The organism is Fructilactobacillus hinvesii, from assembly GCF_024029435.1.
GTDB lineage: Bacteria > Bacillota > Bacilli > Lactobacillales > Lactobacillaceae > Fructilactobacillus > Fructilactobacillus hinvesii.
On sequence record NZ_CP097118.1, the window covers coordinates 1,440,148 to 1,465,046 of the forward strand.

At 47.2% G+C, this 24,899-nt stretch carries 22 protein-coding genes, 1 tRNA gene, 2 rRNA genes and 1 other annotated feature; of the genes, 3 read left to right on the forward strand and 22 right to left on the reverse strand.

All coding sequences use genetic code 11. The annotated features are described in order from the left end of the window. Window positions 1–32: 32 nt before the first annotated feature. Together glmU and purR are read right to left on the reverse strand one after the other, a co-directional pair. Window positions 33–1,412, reverse strand: a complete 1,380-nt coding sequence (glmU, locus tag M3M39_RS07335) for a bifunctional UDP-N-acetylglucosamine diphosphorylase/glucosamine-1-phosphate N-acetyltransferase GlmU (protein WP_252797180.1) — start codon at window positions 1,410–1,412, stop codon at window positions 33–35. Between the two features lie 12 nt (window positions 1,413–1,424). Then, entirely contained in the window at window positions 1,425–2,258 is an 834-nt protein-coding gene (purR, locus tag M3M39_RS07340) for a pur operon repressor (RefSeq protein ID WP_252797181.1), read from the reverse strand. Between the two features lie 208 nt (window positions 2,259–2,466). On the opposite strand from purR, the gene M3M39_RS07345 reads away from it, so the two are divergent. Continuing rightward, the gene (locus tag M3M39_RS07345; protein ID WP_252797182.1) at window positions 2,467–2,676 is read left to right on the forward strand and encodes a hypothetical protein; all 210 of its coding nucleotides are present in this window, start codon (window positions 2,467–2,469) and stop codon (window positions 2,674–2,676) included. A gap of 36 nt (window positions 2,677–2,712) precedes the next feature. Here the strand turns inward: M3M39_RS07345 and M3M39_RS07350 are convergent, their stop codons facing one another. The 13 genes from M3M39_RS07350 to trpS form a co-directional block, all read right to left on the reverse strand. Further along, on the reverse strand, window positions 2,713–3,510 hold the full coding sequence (locus M3M39_RS07350) for a metal ABC transporter permease (RefSeq protein ID WP_252797183.1): 798 nt from the start codon (window positions 3,508–3,510) through the stop codon (window positions 2,713–2,715). Then, window positions 3,503–4,201, reverse strand: coding sequence for a metal ABC transporter ATP-binding protein (locus M3M39_RS07355; RefSeq protein WP_252797184.1), 699 nt, complete (start codon window positions 4,199–4,201; stop codon window positions 3,503–3,505). Before M3M39_RS07355 ends, M3M39_RS07350 begins: the two co-directional genes overlap by 8 nt. A 100-nt stretch (window positions 4,202–4,301) precedes the next feature. Next, a complete protein-coding gene (locus tag M3M39_RS07360; protein ID WP_252797185.1) occupies window positions 4,302–4,532 on the reverse strand; it encodes a Veg family protein in 231 nt (76 codons plus the stop codon). A gap of 59 nt (window positions 4,533–4,591) precedes the next feature. Beyond that, window positions 4,592–5,482 (reverse strand): 16S rRNA (adenine(1518)-N(6)/adenine(1519)-N(6))-dimethyltransferase RsmA, encoded by an 891-nt coding sequence (gene rsmA / locus M3M39_RS07365; RefSeq protein ID WP_252797186.1) that lies wholly within the window; start codon window positions 5,480–5,482, stop codon window positions 4,592–4,594. Continuing rightward, window positions 5,454–6,041, reverse strand: coding sequence for a ribonuclease M5 (gene rnmV / locus M3M39_RS07370; protein WP_252797187.1), 588 nt, complete (start codon window positions 6,039–6,041; stop codon window positions 5,454–5,456). The genes rsmA and rnmV overlap by 29 nt, the downstream gene beginning before the upstream one ends. Next, the gene (locus M3M39_RS07375; RefSeq protein ID WP_252797188.1) at window positions 6,042–6,815 is read right to left on the reverse strand and encodes a TatD family hydrolase; all 774 of its coding nucleotides are present in this window, start codon (window positions 6,813–6,815) and stop codon (window positions 6,042–6,044) included. 73 nt (window positions 6,816–6,888) lie between these two features. Continuing rightward, window positions 6,889–8,925 (reverse strand): methionine--tRNA ligase, encoded by a 2,037-nt coding sequence (metG, locus tag M3M39_RS07380; RefSeq protein WP_252797189.1) that lies wholly within the window; start codon window positions 8,923–8,925, stop codon window positions 6,889–6,891. Window positions 8,926–8,973: 48 nt separating this feature from the next. Further along, a complete protein-coding gene (locus tag M3M39_RS07385) occupies window positions 8,974–9,810 on the reverse strand; it encodes a DUF72 domain-containing protein (RefSeq protein WP_252797190.1) in 837 nt (278 codons plus the stop codon). Continuing rightward, the gene (locus M3M39_RS07390; protein ID WP_252797191.1) at window positions 9,803–10,531 is read right to left on the reverse strand and encodes an NAD-dependent protein deacylase; all 729 of its coding nucleotides are present in this window, start codon (window positions 10,529–10,531) and stop codon (window positions 9,803–9,805) included. Before M3M39_RS07390 ends, M3M39_RS07385 begins: the two co-directional genes overlap by 8 nt. Before the next feature lie 17 nt (window positions 10,532–10,548). Then, window positions 10,549–11,514, reverse strand: a complete 966-nt coding sequence (locus M3M39_RS07395) for an IpaB/EvcA family protein (protein WP_252797192.1) — start codon at window positions 11,512–11,514, stop codon at window positions 10,549–10,551. Further along, window positions 11,504–12,772, reverse strand: coding sequence for a hydroxymethylglutaryl-CoA reductase, degradative (locus M3M39_RS07400; protein WP_252797193.1), 1,269 nt, complete (start codon window positions 12,770–12,772; stop codon window positions 11,504–11,506). The genes M3M39_RS07395 and M3M39_RS07400 overlap by 11 nt, the downstream gene beginning before the upstream one ends. A 23-nt stretch (window positions 12,773–12,795) precedes the next feature. Beyond that, on the reverse strand, window positions 12,796–13,722 hold the full coding sequence (locus M3M39_RS07405) for a Ppx/GppA phosphatase family protein (RefSeq protein WP_252797194.1): 927 nt from the start codon (window positions 13,720–13,722) through the stop codon (window positions 12,796–12,798). 27 nt (window positions 13,723–13,749) lie between these two features. After that, window positions 13,750–14,766, reverse strand: a complete 1,017-nt coding sequence (gene trpS / locus M3M39_RS07410; RefSeq protein ID WP_252797195.1) for a tryptophan--tRNA ligase — start codon at window positions 14,764–14,766, stop codon at window positions 13,750–13,752. Window positions 14,767–15,063: 297 nt separating this feature from the next. On the opposite strand from trpS, the gene helD reads away from it, so the two are divergent. After that, entirely contained in the window at window positions 15,064–17,358 is a 2,295-nt protein-coding gene (helD, locus tag M3M39_RS07415) for an RNA polymerase recycling motor HelD (RefSeq protein ID WP_252797196.1), read from the forward strand. A 23-nt stretch (window positions 17,359–17,381) separates the two neighbouring features. On the opposite strand, the gene M3M39_RS07420 is transcribed toward helD, so the two are convergent. From M3M39_RS07420 to M3M39_RS07440, 5 genes are all read right to left on the reverse strand, one after another. Next, entirely contained in the window at window positions 17,382–18,158 is a 777-nt protein-coding gene (locus M3M39_RS07420; RefSeq protein WP_252797197.1) for an ABC-2 family transporter protein, read from the reverse strand. Next, window positions 18,155–18,928: an ABC-2 family transporter protein gene (locus M3M39_RS07425; RefSeq protein WP_252797198.1), complete on the reverse strand. Its 774-nt coding sequence runs from the start codon at window positions 18,926–18,928 to the stop codon at window positions 18,155–18,157. The genes M3M39_RS07420 and M3M39_RS07425 overlap by 4 nt, the downstream gene beginning before the upstream one ends. Further along, on the reverse strand, window positions 18,925–19,896 hold the full coding sequence (locus M3M39_RS07430; RefSeq protein ID WP_252797199.1) for an ABC transporter ATP-binding protein: 972 nt from the start codon (window positions 19,894–19,896) through the stop codon (window positions 18,925–18,927). Before M3M39_RS07430 ends, M3M39_RS07425 begins: the two co-directional genes overlap by 4 nt. A 155-nt stretch (window positions 19,897–20,051) precedes the next feature. After that, on the reverse strand, window positions 20,052–20,459 hold the full coding sequence (mscL, locus tag M3M39_RS07435) for a large-conductance mechanosensitive channel protein MscL (RefSeq protein ID WP_252797200.1): 408 nt from the start codon (window positions 20,457–20,459) through the stop codon (window positions 20,052–20,054). 152 nt (window positions 20,460–20,611) lie between these two features. Next, window positions 20,612–20,684 (reverse strand) — tRNA-Thr (locus tag M3M39_RS07440). Between the two features lie 90 nt (window positions 20,685–20,774). On the opposite strand from M3M39_RS07440, the gene M3M39_RS07445 reads away from it, so the two are divergent. Then, window positions 20,775–20,969: a hypothetical protein gene (locus M3M39_RS07445; RefSeq protein WP_252797201.1), complete on the forward strand. Its 195-nt coding sequence runs from the start codon at window positions 20,775–20,777 to the stop codon at window positions 20,967–20,969. A gap of 89 nt (window positions 20,970–21,058) precedes the next feature. On the opposite strand, the gene rrf is transcribed toward M3M39_RS07445, so the two are convergent. Together rrf and M3M39_RS07455 are read right to left on the reverse strand one after the other, a co-directional pair. Further along, window positions 21,059–21,175 (reverse strand): 5S ribosomal RNA (rrf, locus tag M3M39_RS07450). Window positions 21,176–21,245: 70 nt separating this feature from the next. After that, window positions 21,246–24,161, reverse strand: a 23S ribosomal RNA gene (locus M3M39_RS07455). Window positions 24,162–24,374: 213 nt separating this feature from the next. Next, window positions 24,375–24,899, reverse strand: a sequence feature (16S ribosomal RNA rRNA prediction is too short).

Below are 24,899 nucleotides of genomic sequence, written 5' to 3' on the forward strand. Positions count from 1 at the left end.
AGATTATATTATGCTTGGCTTTTTTCAGCAAATTAATCTGCCCCGTCAAACGGTAGCTTTTGGTAGTAATTCGGTTTGTTGGTCTGCCGACTCCGGGCAATGGCCATGTCGTACTGGTGAATGTCATCCGTAATCGTTGAACCAGCGGCAATGAAACTGTGATCAGCAATCGTAACCGGCGCAATTAAATTGGCATTGCTACCGATAAAGACGTCATCGCCTACCGTGGTTTCGTGTTTGTGCTTGCCATCGTAGTTCGCAAAAATCACTCCACAACCAATGTTAATGTTCTTACCAAGGGTGGCATTTCCAACGTAGGTCAGGTGCCCCAGCTTCGTGCCTGACCCAATGTAAGCCTTTTTCACTTCACAAAAGTTTCCGATGTGTACGTATTCACCAATGTGAGCTTCCGAACGAAGATGACTGTTTGGTCCAATGTTTGAGTGTGATTCCATTTCGGCGCTCTCAAGCGTAGAAGCAGTGATTGTTACGTCATCATGAATCATGCTGTCCACTAGCTTTGAATGGGACCCAATCACACAATCGCTACCAATCTTGGTCTTCCCCTGCAGTTGCACCCCGGGTTCGATGATTGTATCTGGGCCAATTTCGATGTCAGCATCAATGTATGTCGAAGCTGGATCGATGATGGTCACTCCGTTATTCATGTGGGCTTCATTGATCCGTTGTTGCATCACCTTAGTGGCCGCCGCCTGAGCGACCCGATTATTAACGCCCATGGATTCAGAAAAGTCAGCCATTTTGTAGGCGGCAATCGTATCCCCCTGTTGCTTTAAGACCTCAATCGCATCCGTCAGGTAGTATTCCCCCTGGGCGTTATTGTTGGTGGTGTGGTGGAGCGCTTCAAACAGCTTTTGGTTATCAAACACGTACACCCCGGTGTTAATTTCACGAATCGTCTTTTCTTCAGAATCAGCGTCCTTTTCTTCGACGATCTTTTCAACAATCCCAAGATCGTTTCTAATGATTCGCCCGTAGCCGGTCGGGTCCGGAGCCATTGAAGTTAAAATCGTGGCTGTGGCCTTCTTTGCTTCATGATAAGCAAAGAGTTTCTTTAACGTGGCCGCAGTAAAGAGGGGGGTATCTCCACTAATCACGAGGGTCGTTCCGGAAGCATTTTTAAGCAACGGTTCAGCGCGCAACACTGCATCTCCCGTTCCCAATTGTTGGTCTTGCACCACGTATTCGGTTCGATTGCCTAATTCTTCTTCCACTGCGTCGGCACCAAAACCGACCACCGTCACAATTTGGTCCATATCGAGCTGACTGACCTGGGTCAAAACGTGATCAACCATTGACTTCCCACAGATCCGATGTAATACCTTGTATAATTTCGATTTCATTCTCGTTCCCTTGCCGGCCGCTAGAATGATTGTATTTCTCGTTCCCATCTTTTCCTACTCCTACTTACTCGTTCCAAAAATTTTTTCGTCGTAATTCCCCTTGGTAATCCGCATGTTGCCGTCGTTGGTATCTTCCATTTTAACCAGTGATGTGTAGTTTCCGACCGCTTGTGAACCACTCTGGTATGCTCCCTCAGCAAAGAAAGTGCTTCCCACCAGATTACAGTCAAACTCTTCAATCAGCGAGGTTAACCCATTAATGGTTCCCCCACCATGAATAAAGTCATCAACGATCAAAACATTGGCCCCCTGCTCCAAGCTCCGTTTGGAAATGGTCATCCGTTTGATCTTTTTACTGGATCCAGAGACGTAGTTCACGCTCACCGTCGACCCCTCGGTGATGTTAGTATCGTGACGAGCAATTACCAACGGCACGTTTAAATACGAAGAAGCTGCCTGGGCGATTGGGATTCCCCGGGTAGCCACGGTCAAAACTGCATCCACCCGTTGGTTAAGATACTGCGTCGCAATCATCCGACCCAAGTAACGCAACTTGTCAGGATCACCCAAAATGTCAGACATATAAACATAACCCCCCGGTAACAACCGGTGGGAATTATTTAAAATTTCAATGACCTCATCCATAAACTCATCGGCGTCTTCTTTTAGGATGTAAGGAATGTATTTAGCTCCGCCAGCAGCACCGGGCACCGTTTCGACTAGTCCAATCCCACGGTCCTGGAAGGTTCGTTTTAAAATGGTTAGATCTTCACTGATAGACGACTTGGCTGAGTCATACCGTTGCGCAAAAAAGGTTAACGGAATCAGTGCGTGTGGTCGATTTAATAGGTAATCAGTCATGTCGACCAATCGTTCACTTCGTTTAATTTTCATAATTTCACCTCATTATAGATTTGCCCCACTGAAATTTTAGCATAATTGTTCGGTTTTTACGTTAAAAGTCATAAATTTGTCAAAAAAGAAAATAAAAATTTAGAAATCACTAACGTTCGTTAAAAACCATTGCTGTCCCTGGCCCATTTTTGCATTAGCTGCTAACGTGGTACGATAGAGATAATAAATTGAAGGTGGTGAAGTAACAATGAAACGGTGGAAAGCAATGCTAGTCATTGAAATTTTGAGCTTACTCGTCTTAATTAGCGCTCTCACTATGCGCCATCCGGACGCAGTCCTTGGAGCAGCGCCCCTTCCTTTGCGGCTCACCATCCTGGTACTGGTTTTTTTAATTTATGGCATTATCTTTGCCCTTCAATACCTCTGGTACCGCTCATTACAGCGTAAACAACGTTAAAAAAGAACTTGATGCAATGCATCAAGTTCTTTTTCGTTAGACGCCCTCTTTAAAGTGATTGTAAATGAGGGCTAAAAAGTACAAACCACATTCAATTGTGGCGATAAAGAAGCTAACCGGTAAGTTAGTAATGTACCCGAGGTATAAACCCAGCCAGACCCCTAACAGTCCGCAGACAATTGCAACAAAAATCATCCCACTGACCGAGTGCGCAAAGTATTTCGCACTAGCTGCTGGCAAGGTCAAGAGAATAAAGATTAGCAACGAACCGACAATTTGAGCGGCCACCGACACACTCAGCGCCAATAACAGCAAGAAAAGGACGGACATCAAACCACTGTGGACATGTTGAGCACTTGCCCCCACCGGATCAAAGGAATCAAATTTTAGGTTTCGATAAATCAAAAAGAGAACCACAAGCACAATTACAGCTAGAATTACCATTTGGTAGACATCTGACGGACTAATTCCAACGACACTCCCAAACAGAATGTTAGTCGCGTAACTGGCACTCTTATTGGAAAGGGCCAAAAAAAGCACTCCTAGCCCGATAAAGAGCCCCGAAATAGCACTAATCGAATTTTCGCGTCGGGCTGCCTTCGTGCTCATCCGGCCGACTAGGACCGAACTAACCATTGTGAACAAGAGCATTCCATTCAAAGGCGTAATGCCGACAAACATCCCAAAGGCAGCCCCCGCAAAGCCAATTTCCGATAGGGTATGGGTCAAAAACGACATGTTGCGGGCCACCACAAACACCCCAATGAAACCACATACAATTGCAATCATAGTACTAGCCAGGTAGGCATTACGCATAAAATCAAAACTAAACATGTTGCTCTCCTCCTTGGTATTCGCTCACCTGTAACTGCTTAATCGGACCAAATTGATATCCATTGGGCTGTAACAGGAGGTAGTCGTCTGAAAATTGTTGGGCAAGGGGGATGTCATGGGTAACGGAAATCACCGTCACGCCCGTTTGTTGATTTAGTTTGCGTACCAACCGGAGGAGTTGCTCCTTCGCAATTGGATCCAAACTAGCCGTCGATTCGTCAAGAATCAAGAGATCTGGAGCCAGTGCCAGCGCCTGCGCTAAGTAAGCCCGTTGTTTCTCTCCCCCAGAGGCCCGCCCTAGTGGTTCATTTTGTAACTTAGTCAATTCCGTTTCATCCAAAACCGCATCCAAACGTTTACGTTCTGCTGGTTGTAACCAAGGAACCACTGAATGTGCGAAACTTAAAGCGACAAAATTTTTCACTGATAGCGGATATTCATCATCGATGTTACGAAACTGGGGTACGTAGCCAATCTTCACTGCCTTGCGGTTCGGAAAAAATTCAACGCTCCCCCGCGTTGGTTTCAGTTGCCCCAAAATGATCCGGATTAACGTGGTTTTACCCACTCCATTTTCCCCCACGATGCTTAAAAAGCGACCCCGGTATAACTCAAAACTGAGGTTGTTTAGGACGCTCTTTTCGGTAAATTGTTCTTGCAACTCATGGGTTGCCAAAATTAAGTCGTTCATTACTGTCCTCCAGACCAGGTGCTGCATTAGCAGTTCTTGCATTCTAAACTATTGAAAAAAGAAATAAAAAAAAGACCCTCGCAGTCTTTTAATTTTTTATTTACATAAATGTAACTTGAATATCTTTGGTTAAGATCTTGGTGTAGGTAAATGAAGCATGTGCAGGTTGCTCACTTGAATCAAGATCCACAATAAATACCGCCGGAAAAACCTCAACAAGGACTCCATCGTATTCATTGGTTCGTTTTCTTCCAGCTTGTTCAACAACTTTAATGTCACTGCCAAGGTGGTCTTGAATCCAATTTCTGATATCCGGTAAATTCATTTGCATTACAAATCACCTCACAAAGTAAATTGTAGCACAAAAACGCCGGAATGTAAAGCATCCCGCTATTTCAGTAAGTCGACTTTGTGAAATTGATTAGTTAACCCCACAAACTGGCTCACCGTTAATGCCTGAGGCCGAACACTCGCTGCAATTCCAGTTTCCGCTAGAACCTGTTTGATGGTCACCTTCGTTTCTGGTTGCTTATCAAAGACCGACTGAAGGTTATTCCACAACGTTTTGCGCCGGTGCATGAAACAACCGTGTACAAAGGAGAAGAAGGCCGTCTGACTGTAAGCCGGTTCTGCTGGAGTGGCTACGGGCGTCAGTTTCACGACCGCCGAATCCACCTTGGGAGCCGGAATAAACGATTTTTGGGAAACGGCAATGGCAATTTCCACCTGGTACAGATACTGGGTCATTACGCTTAAGGCCCCGTAATCATGGTCGTTAGGCTGCGCCACCAACCGGTTCGCGACTTCCTTTTGCATCATCAAAACAATCGTCGCAAAGGATAATGATCCCTTTAAGAAGTTCATAAGGATGGGTTTAGTAATGTAATACGGCAGGTTTGCGACCGCCTTTAGTCGATGGCGCCCATCCAGTTGTTCGGCTAGAATTGCCGGCACGTTCGCCTGTAAAAAGTCTTGGTTAACAATCGTGACGTTTTCATAATCAGCGAGCGTCTCGTCTAACACTGGCATCAAATTCTGATCAATTTCAAACGCCAGTACCTGGTGGGCGCGCTGGGCAATTTGTTCGGTCAACGCGCCAATTCCGGGGCCAATTTCCACCACGTCGTCTTGATCCGTGACGTCAGCGGCCGTGACGATTCCCTCCAAGACGTTTAAATCGTCTAAGAAATTCTGCCCCAAACTCTTCTTGGCGTTTAAGTGATACTGATTTAGAATCCCAAGCGTCCGACTTCTAGTCCCGATTGCGGGTTTCTGGTTCATCTGATTCTCCTCCTTCTAAGTGCGTCAGTGCTTCATAAAACTGAGCTCGACTAATGCCAAACATCCGCAGTCGACGCTGTAACTGTTTGGCATTGACATAGCCTAAGTGGAGGTATTCTCCTAGTTCCAAACGGCGACGCTTAGCGGCCGGGCTCCCCATTAAATTAGCTTCCAGCAGTTCTGCCCGACTAATTACTTCCGGATTAGCATCACTTTCCGTGTAAACCCGAGCCAGTGCCCTGCGAATGGCTGCGAGAGTCGCATGTTCCACGCCAAGGGAGCCGTGGGCCTTCTCTGGCACAGCATCTTGTTTTTCCAAAAAGGCGTGCTTGGCCTCTGGAATCTCAGCGGCAATTACCCGGCGAATCTTTTCACCAGAAAAATCCGGATCCGTAAACACAATTACGCCCCGGGTCTGGGCTAAACGATCAATCAAGGCCAGCGTTTCGTCGCTAATGGCTGAACCGCGGGTTTCAATTGTATCAGCATCCACGGCGCGTTGAATCTGTTTGGTGTCAGACTTACCTTCAACCACTACCACTTCTTTAATTCGTCTCATCTAATCTTCCAATCCAAAAATACGCTTGGTGTTTTTAAAGGTGGCCTGCGCGATGACGTCCGGATTAACGTCCTTGTAACGCGCCACGGCTTCTAGAGTATATAACGTGTAGCCGGGTTGGTTTTCATGACCTCTGAGCGGTTCTGGGGCCAGATAAGGAGCATCCGTTTCCACCAGTAACCGTTCTAAGGGGGTCTGGCGGACCGCTTCGTGCACTTCCTTGGTCTTTTTAAAACTAGCCACCCCGCTATACGACAGCATCATGCCGAGGTCTAAGAAACGTTGCATCCACTCCACGTCCCCGTTAAAACTATGGATAATCCCGCCAATCGTTTCGACGTGTTCCTCCCGTAAAATCCGGTAGGTATCCTCAAAAGCATCCCGGTTATGCACCGAGATTGGGATTGCCAGTTCCTTGGCCAGGCGAATTTGCCGGCGAAAAACTTCCTGCTGGGTCTGACGATCCACCCGCGTCTGGTGGTAATCTAACCCAATTTCTCCTAGAGCTACCACCTGCTCGTCTTGTAGTTGTTCCCGTAACGTTTTTGCTGCGGCTTCATCGTAGCCATCGCCGTCCTCTGGATGCCACCCAACGATGGCCACCAGTTCCGGATATTGATGTGCTAACTCGATGGCCCGTTGATTGAGCGCTGCATTGGATCCGACATTAGCCATCCGAACCACTCCTAGGCGGTTCGCGTGCTCAATCATTTCATCAACCCGGCCAGCGAAAGCTTGGTCGTTTAAATGGGTATGGGAATCAAAAATTTGCACTCCAAAACTCCTCTCTTGTCTAATGATCATTTAACCAAAAAAGTTTCACGCAACCGTGAAACTAATTTAGAAGCTATGCTAATGTACTACCGTTTGTTAAGGAAGCATCAACCGTCACCAGTTGGATGTTGCCATCTGGTTTTTCAACCGATAATAACATTCCCTGGCTTACTTCACCCCGCAGTTTAATTGGTTTGAGATTAGCCACAATAATGACCTTCTTCCCCACGAGGGAAGCAAAATCTGGGTACCACTTGGCGATTCCCGACACAATTTGTCGGTTCCCGTCATCACCAGCGTCTAACTGGAACTGTAAAAGCTTGTCGGCCTTTGGAACCTTATTAACCGCTTTAATTTCGGCAACCCGGAGTTCTACGGCATCAAACTGATCAATCGTAATCTGATCCTTCACCTGTTTTAACGTAGTAACTCCGGCCGGTTGTTCCTGATCAGCTCGTTTCATGGCCGCCCGTCCCTTAGCTTTATCACTGGCGGTCATTTTGTTCTTGATGTAATCAATTTCAACGTCACGATCGACCCGCGGAAAGATTGGTTCCCCGTTTTTAATCACCCGTTTTCCAGCGGGCAAATCGCTTAACCGGGCGCTTTGCAGGTCAAAGGTGCCATCCGTATCTAAGCCCAGTTGGTTTTGAATCAGGTTAGCTGCGTTGGGCATGGCCGGACTCAAGAGCAAGGCAATTAAGCGCAGGCTGGCTGCCAAGTGCGCCATCACGTTGGCGAGCTGTTCTTGATCTGCTGAAGCATCTGATTTAGCTAAAACCCACGGTTCCGTTTGGTCGATGTACTTGTTCGTTTGACTAACTAACTTCCACACGGCCGATAGGGCATCCGACAGGTGCACCGACTGCATCAGTTCGTGGTATTCCTTGGTTACCGCTTCCGCCGTTTCCTGCAGTTCCTGACTCGGAACGTCATCCGTAGCGTGGTAAGCTGGCGTTTCGCCGCCTTCGTACTTGTTAATCATGGCCACGGTCCGATTTAAGAGGTTCCCGAGGTCATTGGCAAGGTCATAGTTGACCCGGTCCACGAAATCTTCTGGAGTAAAGACCCCGTCACCCGCAAACGGAACCGCCTTTAACAGGTAGTAGCGGGTGGCATCTAGTCCGTACCGATCAATTAGATCTTCTGGATAAATGGCGTTCCCCTTCGACTTCGACATCTTGCCGTCTTTCATCGTAATCCAACCGTGTCCGTAGATTTCCTTTGGTAAGGGTAGTCCGAGGGCATGCAGAATAATGGGCCAGTAAATACAGTGGAATCGAACAATTTCCTTTCCAATCATTTGCAGATTAGCCGGCCAGAATTTTTTAAATAATTTATCGTTGTCACTGTCATAACCCAGTGCCGTAATATAGTTAGTTAAGGCGTCAATCCAAACGTAAACCACATGCTTCGGGTTGGCGGTAACGGGAATCCCCCACGAGAAGGTTGTCCGCGAAACGGCCAGGTCTTCTAATCCGGGTTCCAAGAAGTTCTTGACCATTTCATGCATCCGCGAACTCGGTTGAATGAAGTCCGGGTGGTCCCGATAGTACTGCATCAACCAGTCGGCGTACTTACTCATTTTAAAGAAATAACATTCCTCGTTAACGAGTTGGACCTCGTTTCCAGTGGGAGCTTTGCCCCCCGTCACGTTCCCATCCGCATCGTGGTAAACTTCTTCAAGCTGCGATTCCGTAAAGTACTCTTCGTCAGAAACAGAGTACCAACCGGTGTATTGACCGAGGTAAATGTCGCCCTGATCTAACAGGCGCTGAAAGATTTTTTGCATCGCTTGGACGTGCCGGTCATCGGTCGTCCGAATGAAGTCATCGTTAGAAACATCTAGATTCATCCAGAGGTCCTTAATCTGTTGGGCCATCTTGTCAACGTAAGCCTGGGGTTCTAAGCCCAGTTTCTCAGCCTTTTGTTCAATTTTTAACCCGTGCTCATCGGTTCCGGTTAGATAGAACACGTCTTCTCCTAACGCCCGGTGGTAACGGGCCACCATGTCGGCCGCCACCGTCGTGTAGGAATTACCAATGTGGAGTCGTCCCGACGGGTAGTAAATCGGCGTCGTGACGTAAAAAGTGGATTTTGGGTCAGCCATAAAGATTCTCCTTTATCGTGTCGTTTTTTTCATTATACAACAACTAAACTAAAATAAATTTAGTTGTTCTGCGGGTTGGGCGCGCCCCCGTTGGTGCAGCATTCGTTGCAAGGTTAAGGCATTGGGGGCTGCGTCATGACCCGTATTGTTATTAAAAATCACCACTACGGTCTGGGCTTGCTGGGCTAAGGTTTGCGCAGTTTCAGCAAAGTGTTGCAATTCAGCATCAGAATAGTGATAGCGGTACCGTTCCCGGGTCCCTTTCGCCCATTCAGTGGCGTTTTGACCATGGAGGCGCAAAAAAGCCAGTTTACGGTTGGTCACAATCGGCGTAAACGGAATTCCGTTCGCAGCTGCATGCGGTTCATCAACTACGACCTCACTCATTCGTAAGCTACGTAGAAAAGCAGCTGTATCTCGTTGCAACTCGCTTCCATCCAACCAGGAACGGTTACGAAATTCAACCGCAATCGGCCAATCACCCATCTGAGCCCGCACCGTTTTCAGGTATTGAATGCTTTCTTGATTACACCGAAATGAAGGTGGAAATTGGAAGAGCACGGCCAGCAACTTGCCCGCGGTACGTAGCGGGGCAAGGGCCGTTTGCAGTTCGACAAAGCGAGCGAGCCGTTGTTCCTCAGTTACGGTCCCTAACCGCGGCATCGGGGTCTTGGTCATCACGTAGTTGGCCTTCACCACAAACTGAAAGTCAGCCGGAGTTTCAGCCACCCATTTTTGCGCCCATTCTGCTTTGGGAACGCTGTAAAAGGCGCTATCAACCTCTACCACCGGAAAACTCCCGGTATATTCTGCTAAGGTTGCCTTTTGCTTTCCGTTACTCAACAGCGGGTGATCGGTCCACGTCGTCAATCCAACCTTAATCATGGTTAGGGTTCACCTGCAAGCGGTCAAATACCTCACTTGCATCTAACTGATACTGGGTGTTTGCTCCCGGCAAATCAAGGTGTTCCTGGTTAATTACCACCACGGGCACGTTAGGCTGTCGGTAATCAAGTAAGCCGGCAAACGGGTAGACCCGCATCGAGGTTCCGACAATTAAAATTAAATCGGCGTTCATTACCGCGTTCACGCTGGCTTCGACAACATCTGGATTAATGCCCTCACCGTACAGAACCACATCGGGACGAAGAATGCCCCCGTCTTGCTGGTGGTACATGCTCTGCGCGTAGGTCTGGTAGTCCACCACCGCTCCACACTTCTGGCAGTAAATCCGATAGAGATTCCCGTGAAATTCGTGCAGATGGCTTGCGCCCGCGGCTTCGTATAGGTTATCGATGTTTTGGGTTACAATGGCAGCCCGGTTGGCGTTCGTAAAGGCCGCTTGCTTCTTTTGAATTACGTTCGGTTGGGCATCGGGATAGTACAGATTTTTCATCACAAACTGGTAAAAAACCGCTGGCTCGTTGACCAAGCAGTCATGGCTGAGGTAATACTCGGTCGGCCGGTTGGTATTTCCGGTAGTGTACAGTCCCGATTTGGAACGATAATCCGGAATCCCCGAGGGAGTGGAAACTCCAGCTCCCGTTAAAAAAACTATGTGCTGGGCGCTATCAACCTGAGCTTGTAATGCTGCAAAATTTTCCACGTGTGCTTCCTCCCCGTTTAGCGTTCCAGATACGGAATGTGTAATTCGTCAAATAGTTCCTGCACCGTCTTTTGGTACAGAGCCTGAATGTGTTCAGTACTAACCTTTTCTCCGACGGGACCGTCCATTACCAATGAGTTTTGGTCATCACTAATCGTAAAGCCGACGTAGGCCCGTTTTCCGGTTGCGTGGTTCCGCAGTTCCGAGTAGTACAGCTTAAAAACCTGCTTGACCTGTAATCCCAGCTGACGTTTGGAAAAGACCGATGTCACCATTGCAAACTCGTTTAAATGGAGAGCTGGCAGTTCCCACCGCTGCAATTGTTGATCAAAAGCTCGAAACAGTTTAACCACGTTGCGCCGCATCGCAAACGGACTGGTCGTCGGTTTTTCCGTTAGCAGTTGATATAACTGTTCCGCTGCTTGCGTGGCAATTGGAAAGTCATGGTCAAACAGGTACCGGTACTGGTCAAAGTGATCGCCTAAAAAGACGAAGGCATCCAGGACCGTCACCAGGCGGGTAATCATCTCGGCATCCACGTGGCCCTGCTCTGGGGTAATCGTCTGCCGTACCCCTTTTACGACATCTTCTTCGACCGTTTTATTAATTAAGCCGTGCTGGCGTTGCTCTGCATACACCACGAAGTGGGCCACCGTGTCAAAGAGATCCGTCCCCACGTAGCGGAGTTGTTCATCGAGCTGATCGTCACCGGTCGTTAACGGAAAGTAGACCTGGGGAAAGCCCCGGAGCGTCATTAAAATGTGTAATAGTTCGTGACTGGCTAAAAAGTCTGGATCAGTAATATCACTGAGCTGGACAAACAGGTGTTGACCGTCTTGCATGGTTTGCACCTGATCGTGCCGGAGGTAACCCGACTTTAAGTCTCCAATGATCTGAACCTGTACGTCTCCAGGGAAGAATTTAGCCACTTGGTTTAACAGATCCTGGACGGCAGGTTGTAACTGAACATCACTATTGGCCATCGCATTTATCCTCCTTCATGTTTGCCACAATTTGTTGGGCGTGGGCCTGATCACGCTCATGCTTAGGCAACTGTTTGAGGGCCACAACCACTTGATCCACATTCTGAGGCGTGGCGCCAGCGGTCAAGGCTAACGACTTCAGTTGTAAGCTCATATGGCCCCGCTGAATGCCATCGGTGACTAATGCCTTTAACGCTGCTAGGTTTTGGGCCAATCCTACCCCAGCTAGTAAATTCATCATTTCTAGAGCCGAATTAATTCCAAGAATTTGGTAGTTCACCTTACTCATTTCTAAGACGTGCGTTGCTCCTCCCACAATTCCAGTGGGGATTGGCAAGCGAATCCGACCTTCCAGGCCCGCATCGGTCACCCGCCACTTACTCAGACCTTTATAGTTTCCCTTGCGGGCGGCAAACGAGTGGGCGGCACTTTCAACCGCCCGCCAGTCGTTGCCGGTAGCAACTACTACGGCGTCAATCCCGTTCATGATGCCCTTATTGTGAGTGGCAGCTCGTTTCGGATAGATGTTAGCGACGTCTGCCGCCTCGGCAATTCGGTTGGCAACCTCTTGACCAGATAAATCCCCGCGTTCTAAGACGGAAAACGGCACGGTTCCGGTGGCAATTACCACGTTATGATCACCAAAGTTTGACAGAATGCTCATCAAAACTTGCTGACCCAGCTCCGTTTCGATCTGGTCCCCCACGGCTTCGAGCATTGAATTAAGCGTGTTGGCACCCATGGCGTCGCCCACATCCACAAAAAGTTCTAAAGAAACATGTTCTTCATCAATGATGTTAAATTCAACGTCTTGAATGCCCCCGTACTTGGCAATGCTTGGATGTGCCTGAAAAGCGGTCTTCATGACGTCTTGTTTATGATTCGTAAACCAGTCTTGGATGGCCAGGACGTTGTCAGTCTTGATAATCACTTCCCCAGTTAACACCCGACTCTCAGCGTGGGCGGTCACACCTCCGCCTCGTTTCAACATGCCGGCTCCGTTGCTCGCTGCGGCAATCACGGATGGTTCTTCGACCACCATTGGGACTAGGTATTCTTTCCCGTTGACCACCAGATTCGTGGCAATTCCTTCTGGTAAACCATAGTCGGTTAAATAGTTTTCAATTAAATCCCCGCTGATTGGGTTGTAATGCTGATTAATCACATTCAGAGCTGTTTCATCCAGTGGGACTACTTCTTTTAGGACTGCCAGACGGTCAGCGTAGGATTTACGGTGAAAACCGTGCATCTTTTCCATCGCTAACTCCTCCTTTCTTACTGTCATTGTTTTCGTTGTTCTAAGTATTCGTTAATCACCCCTTCGCGGACCCCACCGTCTGAAAAAATCACCCGTTTGGAGTCAATAAAATCCATCACGGCGGTTAGATTAGTGAGTCCTCCGATAATGACATCCGCTCGGTCGCTCTCTAATCCGTTAATCAATTGGCGTTCGGCGAGATTTTTGGCCAAAAGTTCCTGCATAGTCCGTTCCACCTGCTTGCGGGTCAACTGATAGTTTTGAATCTCATCCACCTTACGAAAGTGTTGCCGACGGCGATTAATCCGCGCTAACGTCCGAGCTGCCCCACCAATTAACACAATTGGGTAATGAGCGGGATGTCCCAACCAGCCAATCTTGCTAAACTGCTCAATGATATGCTGTTGGGCAACAAAGAAATTGGCGGCACTGACCCGATCCTGTAGCTGAAACCGTTCCGTCATTTTGACGGCACCAGTAGGCAAACTCACGTAGTTAATCGCCTTTCGGTTGCGCACGTGGACAATTTCCACGCTGGCACCCCCGATGTCCATCAGCACAAAGTCGTGCGCGTTAATGCGATCAACGACCCCTTCGTAGTCAAAGTAGGCCTCTTGGTTCCCGGTTAAAACCCGAACCGTAATCCCCAACTCGTCCTTAATGCTTCGCAAAAAATCAGCTTGATTTTGAGCCTGGCGCACTGCAGCCGTAGCAATAGCACGCACCACCACGTGTGGCAACTGCTCGTATTCAGCTTGAAAGTGATGCAACGCCGCAATCGTCCGTTTCATGGCGGAGAACTGCAAAATGTTGTTCTTGCCCATGCCTTCTGACAGACGGGCGTCATTTTTCATCCGTTTCATTTCGTGATAGTTTCCGGCAGCATCAATCGCATAAATTGCCATCCGGACCGAATTCGAACCGATGTCAATAATTACAAAGTTTTCCATGGGCAACTCCCTTACTGCGACCCTTGCCTAATCAAAATAGTTTAAGCCCATGGCATTCCGCACCTCAGTCAGGGTTTGTTCTGCCACTAGATTAGCTTTGGCACTGCCGGCTTTTAAAATTGCGGCCACGGCAGCAGGATCTTGTTCGTATTGTTCCCGCCGGGCTCTAATTGGTGCTAACAGTGCTTGTAACACTTCATTTAAGTACAGTTTAATTTTAACATCTCCTAATCCCCCATGAGCGTATTGTTCCTTGAGTGCTTGGACGTGTTCTTGATCGTCAGCAAAGATGTCTAAGTAGGTAAAGACGGTGTTCCCTTCCACTTGTCCCGGATCTTCAACGTGAATGTGGTTAGGATCAGTGTACATCGACATCACTTTTTGCTTGATGACGTCGGCACTATCGGCCAGATAGATGGCATTGTTTAACGACTTACTCATCTTGGCATTTCCATCGAGTCCGGGAATTCGTCCCTCCCCTTTCGGCGGAAAATAGCCTTCGGGCTCTACTAAGACGTCCGTGTGGTAGGCCCGGTTAAAACTGCGCACAATTTCTCTGGTTTGTTCTAGCATCGGTTCTTGGTCATCTCCCACGGGGACCACCGTGGCCTTAAAGGCCGTAATGTCAGCAGCTTGGCTCACTGGGTAGGTTAAAAAGCCGGCCGGAACACTCTCGTTAAACCGTTTTTGTTGAATTTCATGTTTCACCGTGGGGTTTCGTTCGAGCCGGGCCACACTGACTAGATTCATATAAATCATGGTCAGTTCATTTAAGGCCGGAATTTGGGATTGGACGAAGATTGTAGCTTTTTCTGGGTCCAGTCCGACCGCCAGATAATCCAGGGCAACTTGAAACAGGCTGTTGTGAATCTTTTCTGGATCGCGCGCATTATCCGTTAAGGCCTGCATGTCGGCAATCATGATGTACGGATCATACTGGCCCGTGTTCTGTAATTTCACTCGATTTTCCAAAGACCCCACGTAGTGTCCAATGTGAAGCTTCCCAGTGGGGCGATCCCCCGTTAAAATAATTGGTTTGGTCATGTTAATCTTCCTTTCTAAAAAAGCGCCCATTGATTCAAAATCAATAGGACGCCTCGACGTGGTACCACCTATATTGCAACTTAATGCCACTCAAATAGTATCTGCTTTAGTTGTTAATTCCAGTTCGTCACTTCGTGGTTAGTTTCAGCCCAGCTAACCTCTCTGTTGGTGGAGTAACTACTCAACTTTACTGCTATTTTAGGGGTTTTTCGCCCCCGTGTCAAAGGCGTAGAAATTGACAGAGGCGCCATTTCCCCTTAGAATGATGAGCGACTTTGAAACGAAAGAGGCCTAAGCATGAATCAACAAGAAGAACAGGAAGAACGAGAGCGTGTGACCCAAGTCACCGCTTTTTTACACCACCAAATCAAAAAGGCCCAACTAGCCGTCCAAAAGGCCCAAGCAGAATCAGAACGGGTCCAAAAAAACTACGGAACTAATACTTCCGTCAATTACTTAGAGGCCGATGATCGAATTGAAACCAAGGCCGATCTGCAGCAACAACGAAACCTGGTTAACCGCACCGTTGAAAACGAAACCATCGTAAAGAAACAACTGGCGACCTACCAACAACTGTCCCATTCTCCGTACTTTGGGCGAATTGACGTTCAAGATCCCGGAGCCCTAATCCCAGAACCACTCTACATTGGAACTGCCTCCTTAATGAATGACAACGGAGAGTTTCTAATTCACGACTGGCGGGCTCCCATTTCTAGTGTTTATTACAATGGTACTTTAGGACCGGTTCACTATCAGACTCCGAACGGCGAACAAACCACCACGTTAAAGAAAAAACGGCAGTTTAAAATTAAAGACGGCCACATTATCCACATGTTTGACACCAACGAAACGGTGGGCGATGAGCTGTTGCAAGCCACCTTGGGTTCCAAAAGTTCCGAGCAATTGCAAAACATCGTGGCCACGATTCAACGGGAACAAAATGACATCATCCGCGACGTTCACAGTGACCTACTGGTGGTCCAAGGAGTGGCGGGCTCTGGAAAAACTTCTGCCCTCCTTCAAAGAATTGCCTTCTTGTTATATCACAGCCGCAACGAGCTCAATGCCAGCCAAATTCTCCTCTTTTCGCCGAACCTCTTGTTTTCAAACTACATCAAGGAAGTATTACCAAGCTTAGGAGAACGAAACATGCGTCAGGTCACGTTGCAGGCTTTCTTTGCCCAACGTCTCGAAGGCTTACGGGTTGAAACTCGCTTTGAACGCTATGAGGCGCATCAGGTTCAATCCCCTCTGTCTGATTTCAAGGCGAGTCAAGCGTTTATTGATGCCATCCGGACCTACCTACAAAATTTAACTCCTGACCAGATTTGCTTTACCGGTTTGTACTTTCAGGGAGAAATCTTCTTTTCTGCAGCGGAAGTCCAAAACATTTACGCCCGGATTAACCAGAAACTTCCGTTAGCGGATCGGTTTTTAAAAACCAAGAACACCCTGATCAAACGCTTGAAAGCCCGCATTAACGAAGAGGTCCACGAGGACTGGGTACTAGACGAACTAGATACCCTTTCTGACGAACAATATCACGCCTACCTGGGAGAGCATGATCCCGCAGACTTTCTTGATTTTGACGAAGAACGCGACTACGTGGCCAAAAAGGTGGTTAAAGATCGCCTCCGGGTTGTTTATGATGCCATTTACAACGACCAGTTTTGGGATCAATACTCCCAATACCAAGCCTTTTTACAACAATTAACTCCCACCGCAGCAGTTAGTGCAGCCGACTGGAAAAGAGACCAACGAGCCTTTACGGACGGTCTCGAATACCACCGCATTCGTCTAACGGACACCGCCCCGGTTCTCTTTTTACAGGATTATTTTACCGGCGAGAATCATAACCGCCGAATCAAGTACCTCTTTATCGACGAAGTGCAGGATTATTCCGTAGCGGAATTAATGTATCTCAAGCTGACCTTTCCTAGAGCCAAATTCAATCTGATTGGAGACAGCGAGCAGGCGCTCTTTAAGGACGTTGAAACGGCCCAAGCGTTGTTACAACGGTTAGAGGCTGCTTTGCCGGTGAAATATCCCCGCTTAATTACCTTAAATCGTTCCTACCGGTCTACTTATCCCATCACCACCCTTGCTAGTAGCATTCTGCCGGCCGGTGATCACATCGAAGCTTTCAATCGGGATGGTGATCTGCCAATCCTTATGGAAGTTGCCACTGACCAACAGTTATTGGAGCAGACCACGTCCATTATCAAAACCGAACGGCAGCGGGATGAAACGGTGGCTATTATTACCAAGACTAAGGAGGAAGCTACTCAAATTTATCAACAACTCCGCCACCAGTTTGATTGCCTGCTGGTGACCGACAAAGCGCGCTCCTTGTCTAAACCAGTTTTAATTGTCCCAGTCTATTTAGCCAAGGGATTAGAGTTTGACGCCGTGATTGCCTGGAACGTTTCAAAAACTAACTTTCCGACCCAACATGAACTGGGAACCCTGTACACGATGATGACCCGAGCCATGCATCACCTATACCTTCTGAGTGCTGGGCCAGTAACGAATTTAATTCCAATTCGGGCCTTGCAAAAACCCCTTTTAATTACAGACAAAAAAGCACTTTAAATTAAAGTGCTTTTTTGTTTTGTTTAATTAGCAGACACATAGTGAGCCGTGCCTCGTTTCCATAGATAAAAAGACCCCCACAGCAACATGATTGTAACCACGCTTAGTGGCAACAGCAGTTGGAGCGCTTGCCATTGATTGATCGTAACGGTCACAATCCCATTGGAAAGCGCCAAAACGGGAATCACCGTAACTAGTAACAGTTGTAACCACCGGGGATAAATCCGAGCGGGACGGTTAGCAGCATCAATCACATCCTCAGGAACTCCGTTAAGCGCGGTCAAATGATCGTACCAAAAGGAAATTTCGACCACCACTTGATTTAAAGCAAACACGAATAACACGCCGATGCCGTAAAAAATTGCAATCAGCCCCCACGCAGTCCAGGGCAAAGAAAACCGGGTTAACAACCACACCGTCACCGGCAGATACACCAGCAAATTAACGCCACTCGGAAAATCTAGTTGTCGCAGTGCGTAGTACCAATAACTCGCAATTGGTCGTAAAAAGAGGTAATCCAAGTTCCCTTCGACCAGATCCTCAGCCAGTGATTCGTGCGCCCCAATGAATAAAAACTGGTAGGTGGTGGTAATTGACGTGAGACTCATAATCAACCCTTCATACTGAAAAAAAGAGAGACCCCCAATTCGATTAGTAAAAGAGTAGTAGACAAAACCCGCGGTAATTTCAATCAACGTAAATAAAAACCCAAACAACACGACTAAAACCGAGGTCATCCGGTAGGTCAAAAAGGTTTTAAAGCTTTGTTTGGCCAGTAACCAATATAGTTGCCAACTCATACGCCCACTCCTTCAAATTGTTGTAAGCCGGATTGAAATAAAAGCCGTTCCAATCCAGCCAGACCAAGCAACCACAAAAAGGTCATTACAAGGTACAGCAAAACTAACTGGGGATCGTGAACGCCCCGCAAAACGGATTGCACTAAATCACTAGATACTAATGCCAACGGTGAAAACCGTAACCCCTGATATGCCCACACCGGTAAAACATCGAGTGGAAATAAGAGTCCCCCCGAGAATAGATAAAGAGCCGTTAGCAGCGGTCGCAAGGGCCACATTTGTACCAGCCAAAAGGCCAGGGTCCCAAACAAAAACATGATTTGTTGCCAGACCACCACGCTGATGAAGGCGTACGTTAAAATCAGCACCATTAAAAACCAATGACCCCAAGTTAAACATACGAGTAACAACGCCAACAACCCTAACAAAATTAACTTAGCCCCAAGAAAATTGCTAAGGCTTTCTAAATTAAGATTAATGGGCCGTAGTAACAACGTACTAATCTTGCCACTTTTAATTAAACGTGCGAGCCGAAATAAGGGTTCAAAGGTAAAAATTAAAGACAGTAGTCCGGTTAGCATTAGATACAACATCATGCTGGTCTGAGAATATCCATGAATCATACTTTGCCCAGATTCGGAATACAGAGCGCGCCACATTAAGAGCGACAGACCAACCTGTAACAATCGGGCCAGTAATGAAATCACAAAGTTAGCCCGATAGATTAACGAATTGTGCAGCCCCAGCAGTAAATTATCGCAGTATTTCATTGTGGACCTCCCTGCTTACGAAAGAGCGAATATAAAATATCCTCTAGGGAAGGAGTCTCGACGTGCAGTTGGTCTAATGCGGCCGTCTTAAACGTAATGGTACTGTCAGCAGTTTGGGGATGAACCACGGTTTGTTCTGGTTTTACGGTCAGTTGAGCATCTTTAGTTGCAATGATTGCATGAGTGGGAACGTTGGTCAAAGTCAGGGGCCGTTCTGGCTGTTTCACCGTGTTCATTAACTTAGTCACGGACCCATCAAACTGAATTTGGCCATCTAATAACAATAAAATCCGCTCCGCAACCGCTTCAATGTCATTCATTTGGTGACTAATTAAGAAAATCGTGACCCCATCGTCTTGGTTAATCTGATTTAAAAAAGCATGAAACTCCCGTTGGCTCACGATGTCCATTCCTAACGTGGGTTCATCAAGAATCAGTAATTCTGGTCCGTGGAGCAAAGTTGCAATTAACTCCAACTTGGTTCGTTCCCCTAAAGATAGCTTACGAACCGGGACGTCTAACACTGATTGGAGACCAAACATCGTAACGTACTTGTGCAGGCGAGCCTGATAGGTCGAAGAATCTACCCAGTAAATTGACCGTAATAATTTAAAGGTATCAACGGCGGGCAAATCCCAGTTTAATTGACTTTTTTGCCCCATCATAACGCCAATCCGCCGCAAGAAATGGTAATCATTGTGATCCGGATGCACGCCCATGATCCGCAAGGCCTGCTGATCAGACTGTAAAATCCCGGTCATTAACTTAATCAGAGTTGATTTTCCGGCTCCGTTGGGTCCTAACAGGCCTACTTTTTCTCCTTGCTTAATCGTAAACGTCACATCGGTCAAGACTTGTTTAGTTTGATAACGACGATGAAAGAAATCTCGAAGTCCATTTTTAAAGCCCAGTTGCTTTTCAAACAGACGATATTGATAGGTAAGGTGATTGGTTTCAATGTATGCCATAGACCCTCCTTTGGACCTAATGAGGTCCACAGCCGATTAACTGATAATCATGCTAAACTGTAAAATAACTTGGAGGAATTATAAGCCTAAAATTAACAAAAAACAACGGTAAATCAAAAAAGACCCTTTCACTAACTGTGAAAGGGTCCGTCTTATTAAGATTGCGAATCTTTTTGTTCTTCAATTTTTTCGGTAATCCCTTGTTCTTGCTTCAGCAGGGTCACAATTTCGGATAGGTATTGTTCACTCTTAGGGGTAGTTTTTTGTTTATCAGCACGTAACCGCATTTTACCTAAAATTTTTACTAGAATGAAAACCACAAACGCAATGATGAAGAAGTTAATCACCGCATTAAGAAAAACCCCGTACCGAAATGTAGCCCCGCCAATCTTAAAGGACAATGATGATAAATCAATGTTTCCAATGAATAACCCAATCAGCGGGTTTAAAATGTTCTTCACTAGGGAACTAACAATTCCGGTAAAGGCTGATCCAATGATCACCCCGACGGCCATGTCAATCACGTTTCCCTTCGAGATAAAGGCTTTAAATTCTTGAAGCATGTGCGTGTCCTCGCTTTCTAAAGCATCAATTTGGGTTCTAAATCAATAATATCAAAATTAATATTCTAGAGGTCTTAACTAGAGAAGCAACAATCCCACTCATTAACCTTTGCATAACAAAGTTTCCAGCTAACTTAGGTTAACTAGAAAGAAGCCGCATCCGGGATTCGAACCCGGAGTCTTTTCCTTACCATGGAAGTGCTCTACCTATTGAGCTAAAGCGGCACCAATATTTTAACATACTCACAGCTTTTGATTGCAAATAATTTAATTAATGATTAAACTAATGAAAACCTAAGTAAAGGAATGATTAAGATGCCTGATATGGATAAATTTAAACAAGCTTCTACTAAAGCTTTTGATAAAGTCAAAGATGGTACTAAAGACGCCCTTGACGATACCAAAAAAAGAGCTAAGGCTGTCTTTGCTAAAACAAAAGATGGAACTAAAGATGTCATTAGTGATACCAAAAAGGTCCTTGATAAAGCCAAAGACAAACACGACAAATAGTTCTTGCTTAACTAAGAATCTGTAATGACAGGTGTTTTTTAAAACTAAAAAAGGCACCTTCGAATTGCTTCGAAAGTGCCTTCCGGTTTGCGTGGCAACGTCCTATCCTCGCAGGGGGCGATCCCCCAACTACTTTTGGCGTACTAAAGCTTAACTACTGTGTTCGGCATGGGAACAGGTGTATCCTTTAGGCTATCGCCACCACACTCTGAGTGAACTTCGTTCCCTCAAAACTAGCTAATATTATTTTCTTCCGATTTTACCACTGCTCTTTACTTGGTTAAGTCCTCGACTGATTAGTATTAGTCCGCTTCACGTATCGCTACGCTTCCACTTCTAACCTATCGACCTGATCATCTTTCAGGAGTCTTACTTCCATAAAGGAATGGGAAATCTCATCTTGAGGCGAGTTTCACACTTAGATGCTTTCAGCGTTTATCTCATCCATACATAGCTACTCAGCAGTGCGCCTGGCGGCGCAACTGATACACCAGCGGTATGTCCATCCCGGTCCTCTCGTACTAGGGACAGCTCCTCTCAAATTTCCTGCGCCCGCGACGGATAGGGACCGAACTGTCTCACGACGTTCTGAACCCAGCTCGCGTACCGCTTTAATGGGCGAACAGCCCAACCCTTGGGACCAACTACAGCCCCAGGATGCGATGAGCCGACATCGAGGTGCCAAACCTCCCCGTCGATGTGAACTCTTGGGGGAGATAAGCCTGTTATCCCCAGGGTAGCTTTTATCCGTTGAGCGATGGCCCTTCCATACGGTACCACCGGATCACTAAGTCCGACTTTCGTCCCTGCTCGACTAGTCAGTCTCACAGTCAAGCTTGCTTCTGCCTTTACACTTACAGAATGATTTCCAACCATTCTAAGCAAACCTTTGAGCGCCTCCGTTACTATTTAGGAGGCGACCGCCCCAGTCAAACTGCCAACCAGACACTGTCTCCGAGCACGATTAGTGCTCAGGGTTAGAGTGTTCACATAGCAAGGGTAGTATCCCACGGGTGCCTCCACCGAGACTAGCGTCCCGGTTTCAATGGCTCCTACCTATCCTGTACAAGCTATGTAAACACCCAATATCAAGCTACAGTAAAGCTCCATGGGGTCTTTCCGTCCTGTCGCGGGTAACCTGCTTCTTCACAGGTATCTTAATTTCACCGAGTCTCTCGTTGAGACAGTACTCAAATCGTTACGCCTTTCGTGCGGGTCGGAACTTACCCGACAAGGAATTTCGCTACCTTAGGACCGTTATAGTTACGGCCGCCGTTTACTGGGGCTTCATTTCGAGGCGTCGCCGAAGCTAACCTTTCCACTTAACCTTCCAGCACCGGGCAGGCGTCAGCCCATATACTTCATCTTACGATTTTGCATAAACCTGTGTTTTTGATAAACAGTCGTTTGAGTCTCTTCACTGCGGCTGACCTGACGGTCAGCACCCCTTCTTCCGAAGTTACGGGGTCATTTTGCCGAGTTCCTTAACGAGAGTTCTCTCGCTCACCTGAGGATCCTCTCCTCGACTACCTGTGTCGGTTTGCGGTACGGGTAGTTAATTACTAACTAGAAGCTTTTCTCGGCAGCGTGACATCAGTTGCTTCTCTACTTTAATTTCGATCCTCATCAGCGCTTGTCAACCCGGTCAGAAGCATTTCACTCCTGACCTGACTTACGCTTTAAACATCCCTTTCCAACCGGATGCTCAACTTAGCCTTCTGCGTCCCTCCATCGTTCAAACATAATTAACTAGTACAGGAATCTCAACCTGTTATCCATCGCCTACGCTTCTCAGCCTCGGCTTAGGTCCCGACTAACCCTGGGTGGACGAGCCTTCCCCAGGAAACCTTAGTCATTCGGTGGACCAGATTCTCACTGGCCTTTCGCTACTCATACCGGCATTCTCACTTCTAAGCGCTCCAACAGTCCTTGCGGTCTGCCTTCATTGCCCTTAGAACGCTCTCCTATCACGCAACGTAGTTGCGTCCGCAGTCTCGGTAATATGCTTAGCCCCGGTAAATTTTCGGCGCAGAATCACTCGACTAGTGAGCTATTACGCACTCTTTAAATGGTGGCTGCTTCTGAGCCAACATCCTAGTTGTCTAAGCAACTCCACTTCCTTTTCCACTTAGCATATATTTAGGGACCTTAACTGGCGGTCTGGGCTGTTCCCCTTTCGACGATGGATCTTATCACTCATCGTCTGACTCCCGGACATAAATCAATGGTATTCGGAGTTTATCTGAACTCAGTAATCCAAGACGGACCCCTTGCTCAAACAGTGGCTCTACCTCCATGATTCTAATTCCGAGGCTAGCCCTAAAGCTATTTCGGAGAGAACCAGCTATCTCCAAGTTCGTTTGGAATTTCACCGCTATCCACACCTCATCCCAGCACTTTTCAACGTACACGGGTTCGGACCTCCGGTGCGTATTACCGCACTTTCATCCTGGACATGGATAGATCACCTGGTTTCGGGTCTACGGCAACATACTAATTCGCCCTCTTAAGACTCGCTTTCGCTACGGCTCCGCTTTTTCGGCTTAACCTTGCATGCAACTGTAACTCGCCGGTTCATTCTACAAGAGGCACGCCATCACCCCTTAACGGGCTCTGACTGCTTGTAGGCACATGGTTGCAGGAACTATTTCACTCCCCTTCCGGGGTGCTTTTCACCTTTCCCTCACGGTACTGGTTCACTATCGGTCACTAGGGAGTATTTAGCCTTGGGAGATGGTCCTCCCGGATTCCGACGCCGTTTCACGTGTGGCGCCGTACTCAGGATCCTGAACTGAGGGAATTCAATTTCGCTTACGAGACTATCACTCTCTTTGGTGCAGCTTCCCAACTGCTTCAGCTATCGAATTCTTTTGTAACTCAAATGTTCAGTCCTACAACCCCGAACCACGAAGGTTCGGTTTGGGCTATTCCCAGTTCGCTCACCGCTACTTTGGGAATCGAAATTTCTTTATCTTCCTGTGGGTACTTAGATGTTTCAGTTCCCCACGTTTACCTCTACGTAGCTATGAATTCACTACGCAGTGATTAGTCATCACACTAATCGAGTTTCCTCATTCGGAAATCTCCGGATCACAGCTTACTTACAGCTCCCCGAAGCATATCGGTGTTAGTTCCGTCCTTCATCGGCTCCTAGTACCAAGGCATTCACCATGCGCCCTTTCTAACTTAACCTATAATCCTACGGATTATAAATTATTGAGTTTAGCGATTAAACACATTAAAAAACTCAAATTACACAATGGTTTTCTCGGTTAAAATTATATCAATCAATATAATTCTTACAGAAAATAATATTATCTAGTTTTCAAAGAACCAAGTTTAAGAGTAATCCTCTCAAAACTAAACAAGACTTTGATCGGTGTAAGGTTCCGTATTATTCCTTAGAAAGGAGGTGATCCAGCCGCAGGTTCTCCTACGGCTACCTTGTTACGACTTCACCCTAATCATCTGTCCCACCTTAGGCGGCGGACTCCAAAAGGTTATCCAACCGACTTTGGGTGTTACAAACTCTCATGGTGTGACGGGCGGTGTGTACAAGACCCGGGAACGTATTCACCGTGGCATGCTGATCCACGATTACTAGCGATTCCAACTTCATGCAGGCGAGTTGCAGCCTGCAATCCGAACTGAGAACGGCTTTAAGAGATTAGCTTGACCTCGCGGTTTCGCAACTCGTTGTACCGTCCATTGTAGCACGTGTGTAGCCCAGGTCATAAGGGGCATGATGATTTGACGTCATCCCCACCTTCCTCCGGTTTATCACCGGCAGTCTCTCTAGAGTGCCCAACTGAATGCTGGCAACTAAAGACAAGGGTTGCGCTCGTTGCGGGACTTAACCCAACATCTCACGACACGAGCTGACGACAACCATGCACCACCTGTCATTCTGCCCCCGAAGGGGACACCTAA